Genomic DNA, 15814 nt, shown 5'->3' with positions numbered 1-15814 from the left:
TTGTTTTTGTTAACAAGACTTCACTGCTTTTTTTGTTTGGTTGATACTTGTTGTAAGGAGAATTTATGATATGCCGTTTAAACGATTGAGATCTTTGGTTATGTTTGTACTGTATATGAAGAAGAATTCACTGGTTGACCAGTAGTTGAGCCAACGCATGATGTAGTTGGCGTCTTTGCCTTCCCATGGGTGATAACTCACTTCCTCATAATATTTGGCAAATTCTGGACGTAATTTTATATAACGTCCACCACAAGCTAATTTGAGTGTTTTGTCTGCTCTTATTAATTGTAGATAGCTACTTCTTTGATAGTCGCCTTCTTCAGTTTTTTCAATTACATAGAAATCATTCTGTAGTCTTGTAAAGTTATAATCTGATAAGTTAATATCTGCATTATTTCCCTTTATTTTCGACTGTGTCATCCCTAACACATAATCCCTATTTCCATATCGAGCTACTTCTTTTTCTTTTGTTATTATATTATACACAGCTTCTTTTTCAGATGAATGTTCTATTTTTGCATCTCCTCTAGAAAGTAAAAACACATCTTCGGAAATATTTGAACTTTTTGCAAGTGTAAATTCACTGGTTGACCAGTAGTTGACCCAGCGCATGATGTAGTTGGCGTCTTTTCCTGCCCATGGATGATAATTCACTTCCTCATAATATTTGGCAAATTCTGGACGTAATTTTATATAACGTCCACCACAAGCTAATTTAAGTGTTTTGTCTGATCTTATTAAATGTAGATAGCTACTTCTTTGATAGTTGCCTTCTTCAGTTTTTTCAATTACATAGAAATCATTCTGTAGTCTTGTAAACTCATAATCTGATAAGTTAATATCTGCATTATTTCCCTTTATTTTCGATTGTGTCATCCCTAACACATAATCCTTATTTCCATATCGTGCTACTTCTTTTTCTTTTGTTATTATATTATACACAGCTTCTTTTTCAGATGAATGTTCTATTTTTGCATCTCCTCTAGAAAGTAAAAACACATCTTCGGAAATATTTGAACTTTTTGCAAGTGTAAATTCACTGGTTGACCAGTAGTTGACCCAGCGCATGATGTAGTTGGCGTCTTTTCCTGCCCATGGATGATAATTCACTTCCTCATAATATTTGGCAAATTCTGGACGTAATTTTATATAACGTCCACCACAAGCTAATTTAAGTGTTTTGTCTGATCTTATTAAATGTAGATAGCTACTTCTTTGATAGTTGCCTTCTTCAGTTTTTTCAATTACATAGAAATCATTCTGTAGTCTTGTAAACTCATAATCTGATAAGTTAATATCTGCATTATTTCCCTTTATTTTCGATTGTGTCATCCCTAACACATAATCCTTATTCCCATACATACTCACAGAATCAATCTCTTTCTCATTTTCATAAATTGTCTGCTTCAAATTAAAAATGGTCTGTTTTCTGCTCCAGTCTCTGTTCAGCATTCTAATACCGGGTAGTTCATAGGTTCCTTTGAGATACATAAAGGTATCGAATTTTAGTTTTAGCTTTTCTCCGATACCGAAATCTGTAGAAACCGTAATTCCGCTGCCGGCCTCTGCTCCTATCTCAGCCAAGCTCATGGTTAGCACTTCAATAGCGACATCCGCCTTAATACCGGCACTAGCACTGGCCTCCATGTTAAAGTTCGCTGGTTTTAAATCGAAGGATTTCGTAGGCTTGACGGATGTATCTTCTCCAAATGAAATAGCCAAGCCTAAAGAACAGCTCTGTGTCAAGGATAGCTCAACTTTACCTTCTACTGTCAGGACTGCCGTTAAAGGAATCGTAACAGTGACACCGGGCACATTGGTGGGAATAGCAATCTTACCTAAGGGATATTCTTTTTCCATTTTTAATTTCTCGCTTTTAGTAGCAATGGAAACCTCACACTCTTCCTTCAGCTTTGTTTCAATTTGAATATCTGTTGGCTTGCCAATTCCAGTATAATTAATGTGCAGCTTTTTGATATCAATGGAACCAGTAAATTTGATTGAAAACTTACTTTCAAAATCAGTCCCATCTTTTAGATCTGTAGAAATGCTTAATGAAGAGCTAATTAAACTTCTTTTTTGTCTAGTATTTTTTAGATTCACACCTTCGGCCGGAATAAAGGTCCCTTTGGCTATATCCAGTGTTTCTGTATCACCGGAAATCACATCAATGACTTCGTGAATTTTCGGTGTTTCGATTCGTACAATTGTTTTATTTTGAACGTCTTCAAACGCTAAAACTTTTACTGCTGCACCTTTAGGGTACGCTTCAGATTCTGGTAAAACCAGAACGTCGCCCTCTTGAATATTCAGATTTTTCAGTAGGGTAAGCTTATCATTTGTATCAGTCACTGGTTCAAAATCGGTTGCTGCAAGATAAATGGTACTACTTTTTAATTGTTCTTTTCCCTTTTCTTCAGTAATGGTTCGTCCAAGCTTTAGCTGACCTTTTTGCGCTTTTACTTCTATATCGGTTTGATTTTTCGCAGTTAGTGTCAGCATTAGCTGTTCTCCACGCAGTTCGTAGGTTTTTCCTTTGATTAGATGCGTGAAGAAATAGCCTGACTGATCTGTAGTAATTTTTTCATTCGTTTGATTAGCCAAACTAAGCGTGAAGGTTTGATTTGCTAGCGGCTGTGTTTTAGTATCAAGCGCATAACCGGAAACGGTGATTTCTTCCGGTGTGTCCGTCAGCATAAATCCGCTAAAATCAAAGCTTTGTCCGCTAAAGAATATTTCCTCTCCAGCAGCTAAGGTCAATCCATCCTTTAACTCAGAGACTAGTGTTAATTTGTCAGTTTGTTTCTTGGTGTACTTCAATTGATTTTCTCCGCCTACCGGATAATACTTCCCAGCTTTTGGCGCTGTAAATTTAAAATAATTCTGAAATTCATTATCATATTGAGAACTAATTCGCTGATTTAAGCTTAACTCTTGCGCCTTTTCAAAGGAAACTGGCTCTCCTTCACGCAGAACATAGACTATCAGCTGTGCTTCCTGTTCCTTGTAAGCAGCTTTTATCTCTGCTTGCCCGGAATAATTATTCCTGCTGATGTTTCCTTTTTCATCAATTTTTAGCTTTTGTTCATCAATGGTTAGAGTCACATCCGCTAAAGCAGGCGCTTCACCAGCGGTTGTATAAATCGTCAATTTCTGAGAAGTCCCTTCATAAATGTAGGGTTCTTCATTGTCAATTGCGATTTTTAATTGATAGAAGCTAGCCAGCATAAACTTTTGAAAGGCAGTCGCACTGCCCTTTAAATAAATGGTCTCTCCCTTGGCCAATGTTCTTGGCGCTTCTGTATTTGGTTCTATCCTCGCCAAATTTTGTTCTTTTTCGTCGACAATGCTAATCGCATCATTATTATCGATAAAATAATAATTGGCTGCTTTTGGTGCTGTAAATTTATAAAACAGCGTATCAGCAGTTGCTGACACTTCATTTAATCGCTTATCCACCGTTAACTTTTCTGCTGTCTCAATGGATGTATTCGAAGGTTGTTTCCCTTCTTCCGCGTTGCTTAAACTTTCCCCAATCCTTTTCATTTTTTCATCTCCTTTTATTTTTCTATTTCCTTTTTATGTTTAAAACGTAATATTAAACACTCGGTAACCAAATTCATTTTTACCTATTTATACTATTTAAATTCCTTTTGAATAATTAAGTTATTTTTATTCTAAATATTCTATTAAGCACTTTATTGAAACCATACTTAGCCAGAGTTATACAAAGACCGCTTTTATTTATAATAGTTATAATTTATTAATTACTAAATCGCTCCTTTCCTCTTGTTAAATTTCTGTTTTCAAACGTGATAAACCTCTACTGATTATTGTTTTCCTGAAGTAAATTGCTTCTAAATTTACAAGCATCATTAAAGCTTCCCTAGTAAAAACATTATCAAATCCTCTAAAGATTCTCATTTACAAGGCCTGTAAAAAAAGGTATGATATGAGAAGAACGAACTGTAAAGGAGTAGATACTATGACTGAAACAAATCAAGAATGGTCTGCTGAAGATATCGAACGTATCAAGGAAGAGATTTTAACTGCTTTAGAAACAGTGATTGACCCTGAATTAGGGATTGATATTGTAAACTTAGGTTTGATTTACGAAGTTGATTTTGCGCAAAACGGCGATACTGTCATAAAAATGACTTTAACAACAATGGGCTGTCCTTTAGCTGATGTATTAACGGATCAGATTCACGAAGCCTTAAAAGAAATTCCAGAGGTTAAAAATCCAGAAGTTAAGCTTGTCTGGTATCCTGCTTGGACAACGGATAAAATGTCACGCTATGCGCGTATTGCGTTAGGCATTCGTTAATTTCGCGCAATTACCCTGACCGGCGGCAAAAGTGAATTCACTTTTGTCGCCGGTTTTTTGCTTCATTCTTTATTCAAATGGATCGGCTTTGGATAATTTTATCTGCCAAGTGTCTTCAGCAGAAATTTGCAAAAGATAGTTATCTGCATCCTTTGGAATCGTGACGAGGACTTTTCCAGCTGTTTTGCCGGTTTTGTCAACTGGAGTTGCTATTGTTTCACCATTTGTAGTTACGACTGTAACAAGAAAGTGTCCTTGTCCAGTATAAGTATAGGTCAGCACAACCACACCTTTTTTAAGGGTTACGTTAGTAAACACGTCATTCCCATTTCCTGCTGCCGAAAAGATTTCATTCTCTGCAGTCGTTTCACTCATTGTGCTACCGGTGCTTTCCGGCAGCACGCCATAATTATCATCTCGAGCGCTTTGCGGACTATTGTATTCAATTTTACAGCCGCTTAAACCAACCATTATCAGCATAATTATCCACCAATATCGTTTCATCTTTTCCTCCTACATCCGGACAATAACGCAACCTGCTAAAAATATCAGTACACCTAATACAACACTAACTATTTTCAACCAACGCAGCATAATTTTCGCTCCTTTCTTCAGCTTTGTTTTAGTATAAAGCTGAATGCTACCCTTGGCCTTTCAATATTCTCCCAACAAAAAAAGACCACGTGTCATTCTTTCGAATGAACGTAGTCTACTGAACTTTTTCTTAGTAACGTTTGCGATTTTTAATTACCGCTTTAAGCATGATAATTCCTGTTACAAGTGTCGTCATTGCCTGCAATAATTTGATTTTATCAAAGCCTTTTAGTTTCTTGTTCATATGAATCCCTCCAATATATTGGTATTTGTAAAATTCATGTTGATTGAACGAATGTTCTACTGACTAATAATAAAAACACCGGCGATAATCAGAATTACCGCTATCAGTTTACGCGCGGTCAATCTTTCCTTGAAAATAAAATAAGAAATAATCACTGTCCAAACGTACGTTAAGGAAGTCATTGGAAACGCAATGGAATAATCTAAGAATTTTAGCAACACGATATTCGTGACTGCACTTAAAATATACAGAAACGAGCCCAAATAAATCCAGCCATTGGTTAACACCAATTTTAAACGAAGCTCAGGCAGATCATTCATTCCTTTTTTTAAAGCCAAGGCACCTGCGCTGCCAGAAAGTGTCGTTACGACTAGGATTGTTATAACTGCAGCATAATCAATCATAGCGCCTCCCCATTTCCTTCAACGCCTAACACAATTGATCCGACGATGATCAACCCTGTACCTATAAGTTTATACCATGTGATCATTTCATTCAAAAACAACGCACCTAAAAGAATCGACAAGGCAAAGCCCAAGCTCATCATAGGCTGTAAAATAGAAACTTCACCATACCGAAACGCCGCCATCATAAAAAACATGCCTGCACCGGCTGCCAAAAAACCGACAATATACAAAATTATTGCTTGAGTACCTGTTCCTTCTGCACCGAATTTCCAAGCAAGCTGCCCAAAACTACTTAAGGCAGCAGCAATCAAAATCAAAACAATACCCAAACTAATTTTCTGTTGCTTTTTCTTTTCATCCATAGTCTCCACCCTTTCTAACAATAACGATGAATAAATTCAAAGACGGTTCCGAAATAATGCTCAGGTTCATAAATAAATGAAGATAAATGCGGCGCGTTTTCGACGATCAAGCTTTCCTTTACGCCAGCTGTTGCTTCCATATTTTCATAAAGCATTTGATGGGGCACGAATTTATCTCCTGTGCCGTGAATGAATAAAACCGGCAGCTGATTCTTTTGCAGCTGCTTAATAGCCGAAGCTTCCTTTAAAGAATAACCAACTTTGGCTTTAGCCCAGCGATTGGCAATTGTTAAAATTGGGAACGCTGGCAAGCGAAAGGCTGAACGAAGCATGGCGGCGAATTCTCGATCAACAGCAGAATAGCCGCAGTCTGCAATCAGTCCTTTCACATTTGACGGCAGCTTTTCACCACTGGTCATCATCACAGTGGAAGCCCCCATGGAGCCGCCGAATAGAATAATTTCCGCCTGAGGCTCAAGCTCCAGTACTCGTTGTAGCCACTGCAGCAAATCCAAACGATCCAGCCAGCCCATTCCAATAATATTGCCGCTGCTTTTACCGTGAGCACGCAAATCAGGTACTAGAATATTATAGCCCTTTTCCGCAAACTTTGAAGCAACAAAAGCCATATCTCGCTTACCGTAAGAGCGATAGCCATGAACACAGATCACCCATTTTTTACTTTCAGGATGCGGGATAAACAAACGTCCGTATAATTTTTCAGAATCGGTCTCCAGCCAACAATCCTCTGCAAAGTCTGCTTCCCAAAAACGAGCACCTACTCGATTCTGTTCTGCCTCAGTTAGATCATATTGCGAGGTTCCCTTATTAAAATTATCCGGATTCATCATTTTGTGTCCTGCCTCGTCATACCAGCTATTGTCCTTAAAAAGTGCCACATTCAAAAAGAAATTGGCCGCATAAATTGCAATACCGGCAAGAATCAGCAGAAGCACTAAAATAAAAAGGATCAGCCACTTCACTAAACCACCTCCATTGTTCTTACTTTAAGTATACCTTAAATGTAAAAAAATAGTATTAATCCAGCTGCCCAAGAAAAGGTCCTAGTAAAAAGCTTTTTGCTTTTTACTAAGACCTTTTCTAGCCATTACATATCTAAAGAAGTCAAATCCTCGTACGTTTCTCTACGAATCGCCAAACGATCCTGCCCATTTTCAACAAACACGACGGCTGGTTTTAAATTGCGGTTATAATTATTCGCCATAGAATAGCCGTAAGCACCTGTACTAGTCACAGCAAATAAATCACCTGCCTGTAATGGTGGCTGACTGATATCTTTGATTAAGACATCGCCTGATTCACAATATTTGCCAACGATAGTAACTAGTTCTTTGGGTTCGTCACTCTTTCTGTTTGCTAGAAAACCATCGTATTGCGCGCCATATAACGCAGGACGAATATTATCTCCCATCCCGCCATCGACAGCGACATAATGACGGACGCCGGGAATCGTTTTTTGAGAGCCTACCGTATAAAGTGTTGTACCTGCTTCAGCCACAATGCTACGGCCCGGCTCAATCCAAATTTCCGGAAACGGATAATTCAATAATTCGCATTGCCCCTTAACAGCATGAACGATCGCCTTCACAAAAACATCCGGTGCCAAGGGATCATCAGATTCAGTATATTGAACGCCAAAACCACCGCCCATATTTAAGCACTCAGCGGTATAATCGTAGTGCTCTTTCCATTCATTTAAAATCAGCAGCATTTTCTCAACAGCTGCTAAAAAGCCCTCTGCTGAAAAAATTTGCGAACCAATATGACAATGAACGCCTTGTAAAATCAAGCGCTCATTAGCCAAAATTCTTTCTAGTGCCTCAGTCGCCTGTCCACTGTTCACATCAAAGCCAAATTTAGAATCTTCCTGACCAGTTAAAATGTAGTCATGGGTTTCCGCATTGATCCCCGGGGAAATGCGAAACATCACTCGCTGGGTTTGATTTTTTTCGGCAAGAATTTTGCTTAATAAGTCAATTTCATAAAAATTATCAATAATAATTGTCCCTACGCCTTGCTCGACTGCATAAACCAGTTCAGCTTCGGTCTTATTGTTACCGTGAAATTCAATATTTTCTGGCGGCATGCCGCTTTTAAGTGCTGTATAAATTTCACCTGCAGAAACCACATCACAGCCCAGTCCTTCTTCAACCAAAAGCTGGTACATTGCTAAGCAGCAAAAAGCTTTACTTGCATAAATCACTTTATTTTTAACGCCTAAAGAATCTAAGGTTCTTTTAAAGCCACGTGCACGCTCACGAATATGAGCGACATCATACACAAACAAAGGCGTTCCGTATTTTTCCGCTAACAAAACGGTATCACAGCCACCAATAGTTAAATGTTGTTCTTCATTGAAGACAGCTGTTCCGAATAATAATGGCATTACTTCACCTACTTTAATCATTTTATTAAGAATAATAGCATAATAATGAAAATTTTCCTATTACTTTTTCATCTTTTCATAACAATCCAATTATTTTTTCACTCAATTTTTGCATGTCTGCTGCACGCTGATTTGCAAACAAAAAAACCAAGGTTTGATTATCCTGACTTCCGTAAACCACCGTATCATAACCGCCCAGATTTCCTTCAAAGAATTCCATCTGATCCCAGTAAAACAAGCCGGCACGATAGCCTCCTTCCTGTGATTGAATCAGCTTTTGGTACTCCTCTTGCGAAAATAGCCTTCCGTCGGTCAGGCTTTGTAGAAATACGTAGAAATCCGCGACTGACATATACAGATTGCCCGCGCCAATCAAGCTGGAAAATAATTCTTCACTTGGCGGATTAGAATCTGCCTGATAATCCTGCTTTTCGTAAGTATAAGAATGCGGTATCACAGCGTCCTTAGGCAGTTGGTCCCAAAAGTATGTCTGCTTTAAGTCTAGCTTGTCAATCAGCTGCTCCTGTAAAACCTGTTCATAAGGACGTTTATAGAGTTGAGAAATAATCCCTGCTAATAAAGAATAATTTGCATTCGTATACAAAAAGGCTTTGTTCGGTGTAACAGCTAACTGAGTAAGCACATAATCCAGCTGACTCTGCTGATCGTCCAATCGCACAGCAGGTGCCAATTCTGCCATGGTGATGCCGCTAGTATGGTTCAATAATTCTTGAATTGTGATCGATTGGCTGTTCGTTATTTCGGGATAAAATTCAGCTAAGGTAGTGGTCATTGACAGTTTTCCCTGCTCCATTAGTTTGACGATAAGAGCGCCTGTCATGATCTTTTGTAAAGAAGCAATAGGAAACATGGTTGTTGCGTTATTGGCTATTTTCTTTTGTGCATTCGCATAGCCATAGCTTTGTTCATAAACCGGTTGGCCATGAGCGACTATTAGAATATTTCCTTTAAAATGAGCCTTTTCTATTAGCGAATTAATCTGACTGGACATTGCCGTTTTTTCCGACATTTGTTTTGAAGCAAACGGCTGTTTACTAAATCCGCAGTCAGTTTTTACTATGAATCCTATTACACCAAATAGAAGAATTAAGAGTACCAAGAACCACTGATTCCTTTTCAAACAAGCTCACTTCCTTTTTTCACTCTTTCTGAATTATAGCATTTATGTACGTGTAGCAAAACGCAAAAAGTTCCAAATTCTACTATCAGGGGTTACTCTGATTGAGAATTTGGAACAAAAGATGAGCTAGTTTTCTTGAGCAATGGTTAAAATTGCTGCTGGAATTCGGTATGGTGAACAAGAGATGTAGTCCACTCCGATTTTTTTCAAGAAGCGAATCGACTGCGGATCGCCACCGACTTCTCCGCAAACACCGATTTTGATCGTTTGATCAAATTCACGGACTTTATCAACGGCTATCTTCATTAATGTACCCACGCCTTCTTCATCAATATGTTGGAACGGATCGGAAGATAACAAATTTTTGTCTTCATAGGCACTGATGAATTTGCCTGAATCATCTCTGGAAAAGCCGTACGTCAGTTGGGTCAGGTCATTGGTGCCAAAGCTAAAGAAATCAGCAGATTGAGCAATTTTTTCAGCGGTTAAGCAGGCTCTTGGAATCTCCAGCATCGTACCAATTTTATAAGGAACGGTTAATCCTTGCTCTTCAAAAATATGATGAATTACCTGTTCTAGACGTTGTCTTAGCCACGCCATTTCCTCGTGGCTGCCAATGAGCGGAATCATAATTTCCGGAACCACGCCAGCTCCTGCTTCGGTTTGCGAAACCTCAATCGCACTTTCAATAATAGCACTGACTTGCATTTCATAAATTTGCGGTGTCGTTATCGCCAGACGGCAGCCACGATGACCAAGCATCGGATTTTGTTCATGTAACTCGGCAATCCGCAGATTAATTTGAGCTGTCGTACGATTTGTCGCTTGCGCCAAGTGCTCAATTTCTTCAGCCGTTTGTGGTAAAAATTCATGTAATGGCGGATCTAGTAAACGAACCGTGCAAGCTTTTCCTTTCAGTAAAGTAAACATCATCCGAAAATCTTCCTTTTGAAATTCTTTTAGACGATTTAGTGGTGCCAATAAAGCTTCTTCATTTTCCGCCAAAATCATTTTACGCATTTCGAAAATACGTTCTTCGCCGAAAAACATATGCTCTGTCCGAGCTAAACCAATTCCTTCAGCTCCTAACTTAAGAGCTGTTTTAATATCCTTTGGTGTTTCCGCATTCGCTTTGACACTAATTGCTGCACTTTCTTTCGCCCATGCAATAATCGTATCCAAAAGCTGCCATTCATCGCCTTCTATATAAGGAATACTGTCCAGATAGATGGTTCCTGTTGTACCATCTACAGAAACAGTATCCCCTTGTTTAAGGATGACCTCACCGACTTTGGCCTGCTCTAAAAATTCATCCACATAGATTTCTTCACACCCGGCCACACAGCAAACGCCCATACCTCTAGCGACCACGGCCGCATGAGAAGTCATTCCGCCGCGTGAGGTAACAATCGCTTCACTGACTACCATTCCTTCAATATCTTCCGGTGAAGTTTCTTGACGAATTAAAATTACCTTTTCACCTAAATCGCTAGCTTGTTTGGCTTTTTCGGCAGTGAAATACAATTTCCCGCTGGCTGCTCCGGGACTGGCCGGCAGCCCTTTGGCAAAGACTTGCGCCTTTTTCAATTCCTCCGGTTCAAAAACTGGATGAAGCAGCTGCGTAATCATGGTTGGATTAATGCGCTGCAAGGCTTCTTTTTTGGAAATAATGCCTTCTTCCACCAGCTGGATACACACCTTAAAAGCGGCTTTAGCTGTTCGTTTGCCGTTTCTCGTTTGCAACAGATAAAGCTTGCGGTTTTCAATAGTGAATTCGATGTCCTGCATATCCTTATAATGTGTTTCCAGCTGTTTACTTAATCTCAAGAACTCTTGATAGACCTCCGGCATTAAGGTTGCCAGCTCACTGATCGGCTGCGGTGTTCTGATTCCTGCTACTACATCTTCACCTTGCGCATTTAGTAGAAATTCACCGAAAATGCCGGCTTCGCCAGTCGCTGGATTTCTGGTAAATGCTACGCCAGTGCCGCTTTCAGCTCCAAAATTCCCGAAAACCATTTCTTGAATATTAACGGCGGTTCCTAAGGAATCTGAGATATCATGCAGGCGGCGATACGTAATGGCTCTGCGATTATTCCAAGAGCGAAACACCGCTTCTACGGCTAAAATAAGCTGATCATACGGATCTTGTGGAAATTCCTGATGAGTAACCTCTAAAAAGATATCTTTGTAAACCGCTACCATTTCTTGCCAGTCCTGAGCCTGCATATCTGTATCGCCCGCATAGCCCTTCTTTTCTTTATAAAAAGCCAATTGCTCTTCGAAACGGTTTTTATCAATCCCGCAAACCACATCGCCGAACATTTGTAGCAATCGTCTATAACAATCATACGCAAAACGGCTGTCATTCGTTTTTTTCATTAAACCGACAACGGTTTGATCGTTCAGTCCTAAATTTAAAATGGTATCCATCATGCCCGGCATGGAAAATTTAGAGCCGCTTCGAACAGATACGAGTAAGGGATTCTCTGTAGACCCAAATTGTTTTTTTGTCCGTTCTTCCATTGCTTTGACGTGCTGATGAATTTGTCCAACCACGCTTGGTGCCATCTGTTCATTCTCATTTAAATAATTTAAGCAAGCAGCGGTTGTGATGGTAAATCCTGTTGGGACTGGTAAATTCAGCTTTGTCATTTCCGCTAAATTCGCCCCTTTACCTCCTAAAAGATCCGCTTGTTCCTTACTTCCTTCTGAAAAATCAACAACATATTCCACTGGCAAACTCTCCTTCGTTTCAAATAGTGTAACACATTAACTTAATTACGATTATATAGTGTATCACATTATAAGTCAACAACAAATAGTAGGGCTTATTTTTATTGTTGCTTTATTTTTATAAGAAATATATAATCAATAGTGTGTCACATTTAGAAAGTAGGTCGATAACATGAAACTCACTTCAAGACAGCTGGAGATTATCAAAATCGTTAAAGAAAACGAACCGATCAGTGGTGACAGCATTGCTAAAACATTGGGTTTAAGCCGTGCCACACTGCGAAGCGATTTAGCTATTTTGACAATGACTGGTTTACTTGATGCCCGGCCCAAAGTTGGCTACTTTTATACAGGCCAATCCATTGAACCCTTGCTTTATGAAAAGTTATATAAAAAAACGGTACAGGATATTATGCTACCGCCGATTTTAATTCACCAAAGCACCACGGTGTACGATGCGGTAACCAATTTATTTATGTATGATGTTGGTTCTTTATACGTGAAGGATGATCAGGATGAATTAATCGGCGTGTTGTCCCGCAAGGATTTACTACGAGCGGCAATCAGTAATCCAAACACAGAACGGACACCTGTGGCAATGATTATGAGCCGAATGCCCAACATCATTACGATTACAAAAGAACGAACGATTTTGGAAGCCGGCGGACTTTTGCTTCAGCACAGCATTGATACTTTACCCGTAGTAGAAGCAGATCAGCCTAAAAAAGTCATTGGTAAAGTAACCAAAACCAGAATGATGGCTTACTTTATTAATGCCGGCAACGATATTGAACAAGAAAACTATTAAAAGAATTTATTAGCCTAAGGAGCGTATTCTAATGACAAATAATAAAATCAAAATCTATCTTATTTCTGATTCTGTAGGTGAAACGGCCCAAAAGATTATTTCAGCGGTTTCCGCACAATATCCTACTATTGACATGAGTGATATTCAGCGTTTTCCCTTCATCACAGATGAAGAGCTGCTGCAGCCGATTTTAAAAGATGCATTACACGATAAAGCAATTGTGGTCACTACTTTGGTCAATAAAAAACTTGTAGCGTTAGTCAAAGACTTCGCTGCCCGCACTGGATTGCGCTACATTGACTATATGAGTCCGCTTAGTGAGATTGTGGAAGCTACTTTCGGCATTCAGCCTTTGGAAGAGCCAGGCGCGATTCATAAGCTAAATGAACAATACTTTAGCCGCGTTTCAGCGATCGAATTTGCTGTGCGTTACGATGACGGCAAGGATGCCAAAGGCTTTTTAGAAGCTGACTATGTCCTATTGGGCGTGTCCAGAACCTCAAAAACGCCTTTAAGTATGTATATGGCCAATAAAAACTACAAAGTAGCTAATTTGCCGTTAATTCCGGAAGTCCCTCTTCCTTGTGAATTGGATCAAATTGATTCGAAAAAGATTATCGGCTTAACCACTACGATTGATAGCCTGATGGCCATTCGCAAATCCCGACTTCATTCTTTAGGCCTAAAAGAAGACTCCGCTTATACAAATGCCAATAGAATTGAAGAAGAGCTAGCTTATGCCGATAGCATTTTTGAAAAATACGGCGCACTAGTCATCAATGTTGATAAAAAATCAATTGAAGAAACAGCTACGATTATTGAAGACCTCTCTCGCAACGAACGCTAAGGAGGACCACACATGGATAATGAAAAAAACGAACTGATTGGTGAGCTTATAAATCTAGAGGCGATCTTAAATTTGCCTAAAGGAACCGAACATTTTATCAGTGATCTGCATGGTGAATTTGATGCCTTTAACCATATTTTGCGCAACGGCTCCGGAAGCATCCGTACCAAGGTTCATGCCTTGTTTAATCAGGAGCTTTCGGAAAATCAAATGAACGAACTATGCTTTCTCATTTATTATCCGGAAGAAAAACTGGCTGCATTCAGTCAGTCTGAGCGCTTATCAGAAAAATGGTGTTTCGATACGATTGAACGTTTACTGGCTATCGTGCGTTTCGCGTCGAGCAAATATACTCGTTCCAAAGTACGTAAAGCTTTACCGAAAACCTATGCGTATATTTTAGAGGAAATGATTTATCAATATGATGAGATGACGGATAAAAAAGCTTATTATCAACAAATCATCAAAAAAATTATAGAATTAGAGCAGGCGCAGCGTTTCATTACAGATTTAGCCTATCTTATACAGCGCTTTGTGATCGATCATCTCCATGTCATTGGGGATATCTATGACCGTGGACCTCATCCCGATAAAATTATGGATACCTTGATGTCGTATCACTCTGTCGATATTCAATGGGGCAATCACGACATTATCTGGCTTGGAGCCGTCAGTGGCTCTAAAGCCTGCCTGGCCAATGTTCTGCGCATTAGCGCTCGTTACGGCAATCTTGATTTACTAGAAGAAGCATATGATATCGACTTTACGCAGCTTAGAAAATTTAGTCGGAAAACGTATACCGAAAATCTGCATTTTCTACCTAAGCAAAATCCTTACCGGCAATTGTCGACTACAGAAAAGACTGATGCTATGAAAATTCAGCAGGCGCTGGCGATCATCCAAGAAAAGATTGAAGGTCAGCTAATTAAAAGACGCCCCGAATTTAAAATGCAGCACCGCTTGCTTCTGGAAAAAATTCAGGGCCAGCAGCTTATAATTGATGGAACTGCTTATCCACTGGTAAATACTTGCTTTCAAACGATCGATTGGCAACAGCCTTATCGTCTAACGCCGGAAGAAGAGATCGTCATAAATGATCTATTGCAGCAATTTCAGCATTCAGTCAAATTAAATCAACACATGGCGTTTCTGATTGAAAAAGGTGCTTTGTATTTACCCTATAACCATAATTTGTTGATTCACGGGTGTATTCCGCTGAATCAGGATGGCAGCTTTCAAGAGCTTCAGCTAAACGGGCAAACTTATTCCGGCAAAGAGCTGCTTGACTTTTTTGAACTAAATTTAAAAAAAGCTTTTCATGCACCTTGGCTGACAGAGGATTTTGCCACGGATTTGGTTTGGTATCTGTGGTGCGGTGAAAGCTCTTCCTTGTTCGGTAAAAAAGCGATGAAAACCTTTGAGCGCTATTTCATTAATGAAAAAGAAACCCATGTTGAAGAAAAAAATGCTTACTATGAGTTGCGCAATCACAAAGAAATTTGCGAACAGCTTTTAACGGCCTTTGGCTTAACCAATCCGGAAGCTCATATCATCAACGGTCATACGCCGGTCAAATCGATCAAAGGTGAATCACCGATCAAGGCTGAAGGGAAAATGCTGGTGATTGACGGTGGTTTCTCACGATCCTATCAACAGGTAACAGGAATCGGCGGCTATACGTTATTGTATAATTCTTTCGGCATGCAGCTGGCGGCTCATAAGCCGTTCACTAACAAAAAAACAGCCCTTTTAGAAAACGCAGATCTGGTTTCCACCCGACAAATCGTTGATCGTAAAACACACCGCTTAAAAGTAAAGGATACTACTATCGGCCAAAGCTTACTGCAAGAAGCAGCAGCCATCAAGCACCATTTGCAAAAAACTGGTCATGACTCCAGACATTCGCAAGATCAATCAAATATATAAAGAAAAGGAATC

The 15814-nt window shown here is 39.4% G+C and carries 12 protein-coding genes; 4 read left to right on the top strand and 8 right to left on the bottom strand.

Features of this window, described 5'->3' with window-relative positions:
- Nucleotides 1-63: 63 nt before the first annotated feature.
- Nucleotides 64-3549 (bottom strand): hypothetical protein, encoded by a 3486-nt coding sequence (locus ABH902_RS00495; protein WP_404588568.1) that lies wholly within the window; start codon nt 3547-3549, stop codon nt 64-66.
- A 439-nt stretch (nt 3550-3988) separates the two neighbouring features.
- On the opposite strand from ABH902_RS00495, the gene ABH902_RS00490 reads away from it, so the two are divergent.
- Nucleotides 3989-4330: a metal-sulfur cluster assembly factor gene (locus ABH902_RS00490; protein WP_404588567.1), complete on the top strand. Its 342-nt coding sequence runs from the start codon at nt 3989-3991 to the stop codon at nt 4328-4330.
- 69 nt (nt 4331-4399) lie between these two features.
- Here ABH902_RS00490 and ABH902_RS00485 read toward each other — a convergent pair whose 3' ends face one another.
- The 7 genes from ABH902_RS00485 to ppdK all read right to left on the bottom strand — a co-directional run bounded on the left by ABH902_RS00485 (nt 4400) and on the right by ppdK (nt 12221).
- The gene (locus ABH902_RS00485) at nt 4400-4834 is read right to left on the bottom strand and encodes a hypothetical protein (protein WP_404588566.1); all 435 of its coding nucleotides are present in this window, start codon (nt 4832-4834) and stop codon (nt 4400-4402) included.
- Between the two features lie 390 nt (nt 4835-5224).
- Nucleotides 5225-5572 carry an EamA family transporter gene (locus tag ABH902_RS00480; protein ID WP_404588565.1) on the bottom strand — a complete coding sequence of 116 codons (348 nt, stop codon included), beginning with the start codon at nt 5570-5572 and terminating at the stop codon, nt 5225-5227.
- Entirely contained in the window at nt 5569-5937 is a 369-nt protein-coding gene (locus tag ABH902_RS00475) for an EamA family transporter (protein WP_404588564.1), read from the bottom strand. The genes ABH902_RS00480 and ABH902_RS00475 overlap by 4 nt, the downstream gene beginning before the upstream one ends.
- A 14-nt stretch (nt 5938-5951) precedes the next feature.
- Nucleotides 5952-6920 carry an alpha/beta hydrolase gene (locus ABH902_RS00470; protein WP_404588563.1) on the bottom strand — a complete coding sequence of 323 codons (969 nt, stop codon included), beginning with the start codon at nt 6918-6920 and terminating at the stop codon, nt 5952-5954.
- Between the two features lie 125 nt (nt 6921-7045).
- Nucleotides 7046-8344 (bottom strand): diaminopimelate decarboxylase, encoded by a 1299-nt coding sequence (lysA, locus tag ABH902_RS00465; protein WP_404588562.1) that lies wholly within the window; start codon nt 8342-8344, stop codon nt 7046-7048.
- A 76-nt stretch (nt 8345-8420) separates the two neighbouring features.
- Entirely contained in the window at nt 8421-9485 is a 1065-nt protein-coding gene (locus ABH902_RS00460) for a serine hydrolase domain-containing protein (RefSeq protein WP_404588561.1), read from the bottom strand.
- A gap of 126 nt (nt 9486-9611) precedes the next feature.
- The gene (ppdK, locus tag ABH902_RS00455) at nt 9612-12221 is read right to left on the bottom strand and encodes a pyruvate, phosphate dikinase (RefSeq protein WP_404588560.1); all 2610 of its coding nucleotides are present in this window, start codon (nt 12219-12221) and stop codon (nt 9612-9614) included.
- Nucleotides 12222-12393: 172 nt separating this feature from the next.
- Here ppdK and ABH902_RS00450 point away from each other — a divergent pair, with 172 nt between their 5' ends.
- Genes ABH902_RS00450 through ABH902_RS00440 form a run of 3 tightly spaced genes read left to right on the top strand, consistent with a single transcriptional unit; the run spans nt 12394 to nt 15802 of the window.
- Complete coding sequence (locus ABH902_RS00450; RefSeq protein WP_404588559.1) at nt 12394-13029, top strand: helix-turn-helix transcriptional regulator; 636 nt, start codon at nt 12394-12396, stop codon at nt 13027-13029.
- Between the two features lie 31 nt (nt 13030-13060).
- Nucleotides 13061-13876 carry a pyruvate, water dikinase regulatory protein gene (locus ABH902_RS00445; RefSeq protein ID WP_404588558.1) on the top strand — a complete coding sequence of 272 codons (816 nt, stop codon included), beginning with the start codon at nt 13061-13063 and terminating at the stop codon, nt 13874-13876.
- A gap of 12 nt (nt 13877-13888) precedes the next feature.
- Nucleotides 13889-15802 carry a fructose-1,6-bisphosphatase gene (locus ABH902_RS00440; RefSeq protein ID WP_404588557.1) on the top strand — a complete coding sequence of 638 codons (1914 nt, stop codon included), beginning with the start codon at nt 13889-13891 and terminating at the stop codon, nt 15800-15802.
- The last annotated feature ends 12 nt before the right edge of the window (nt 15803-15814 follow it).

Source organism: Enterococcus sp. UD-01 (assembly GCF_044909655.1).
Taxonomy (GTDB): Bacteria; Bacillota; Bacilli; order Lactobacillales; family Enterococcaceae; genus Enterococcus_L.
This window is presented reverse-complemented; position numbering and strand designations above follow the sequence as displayed.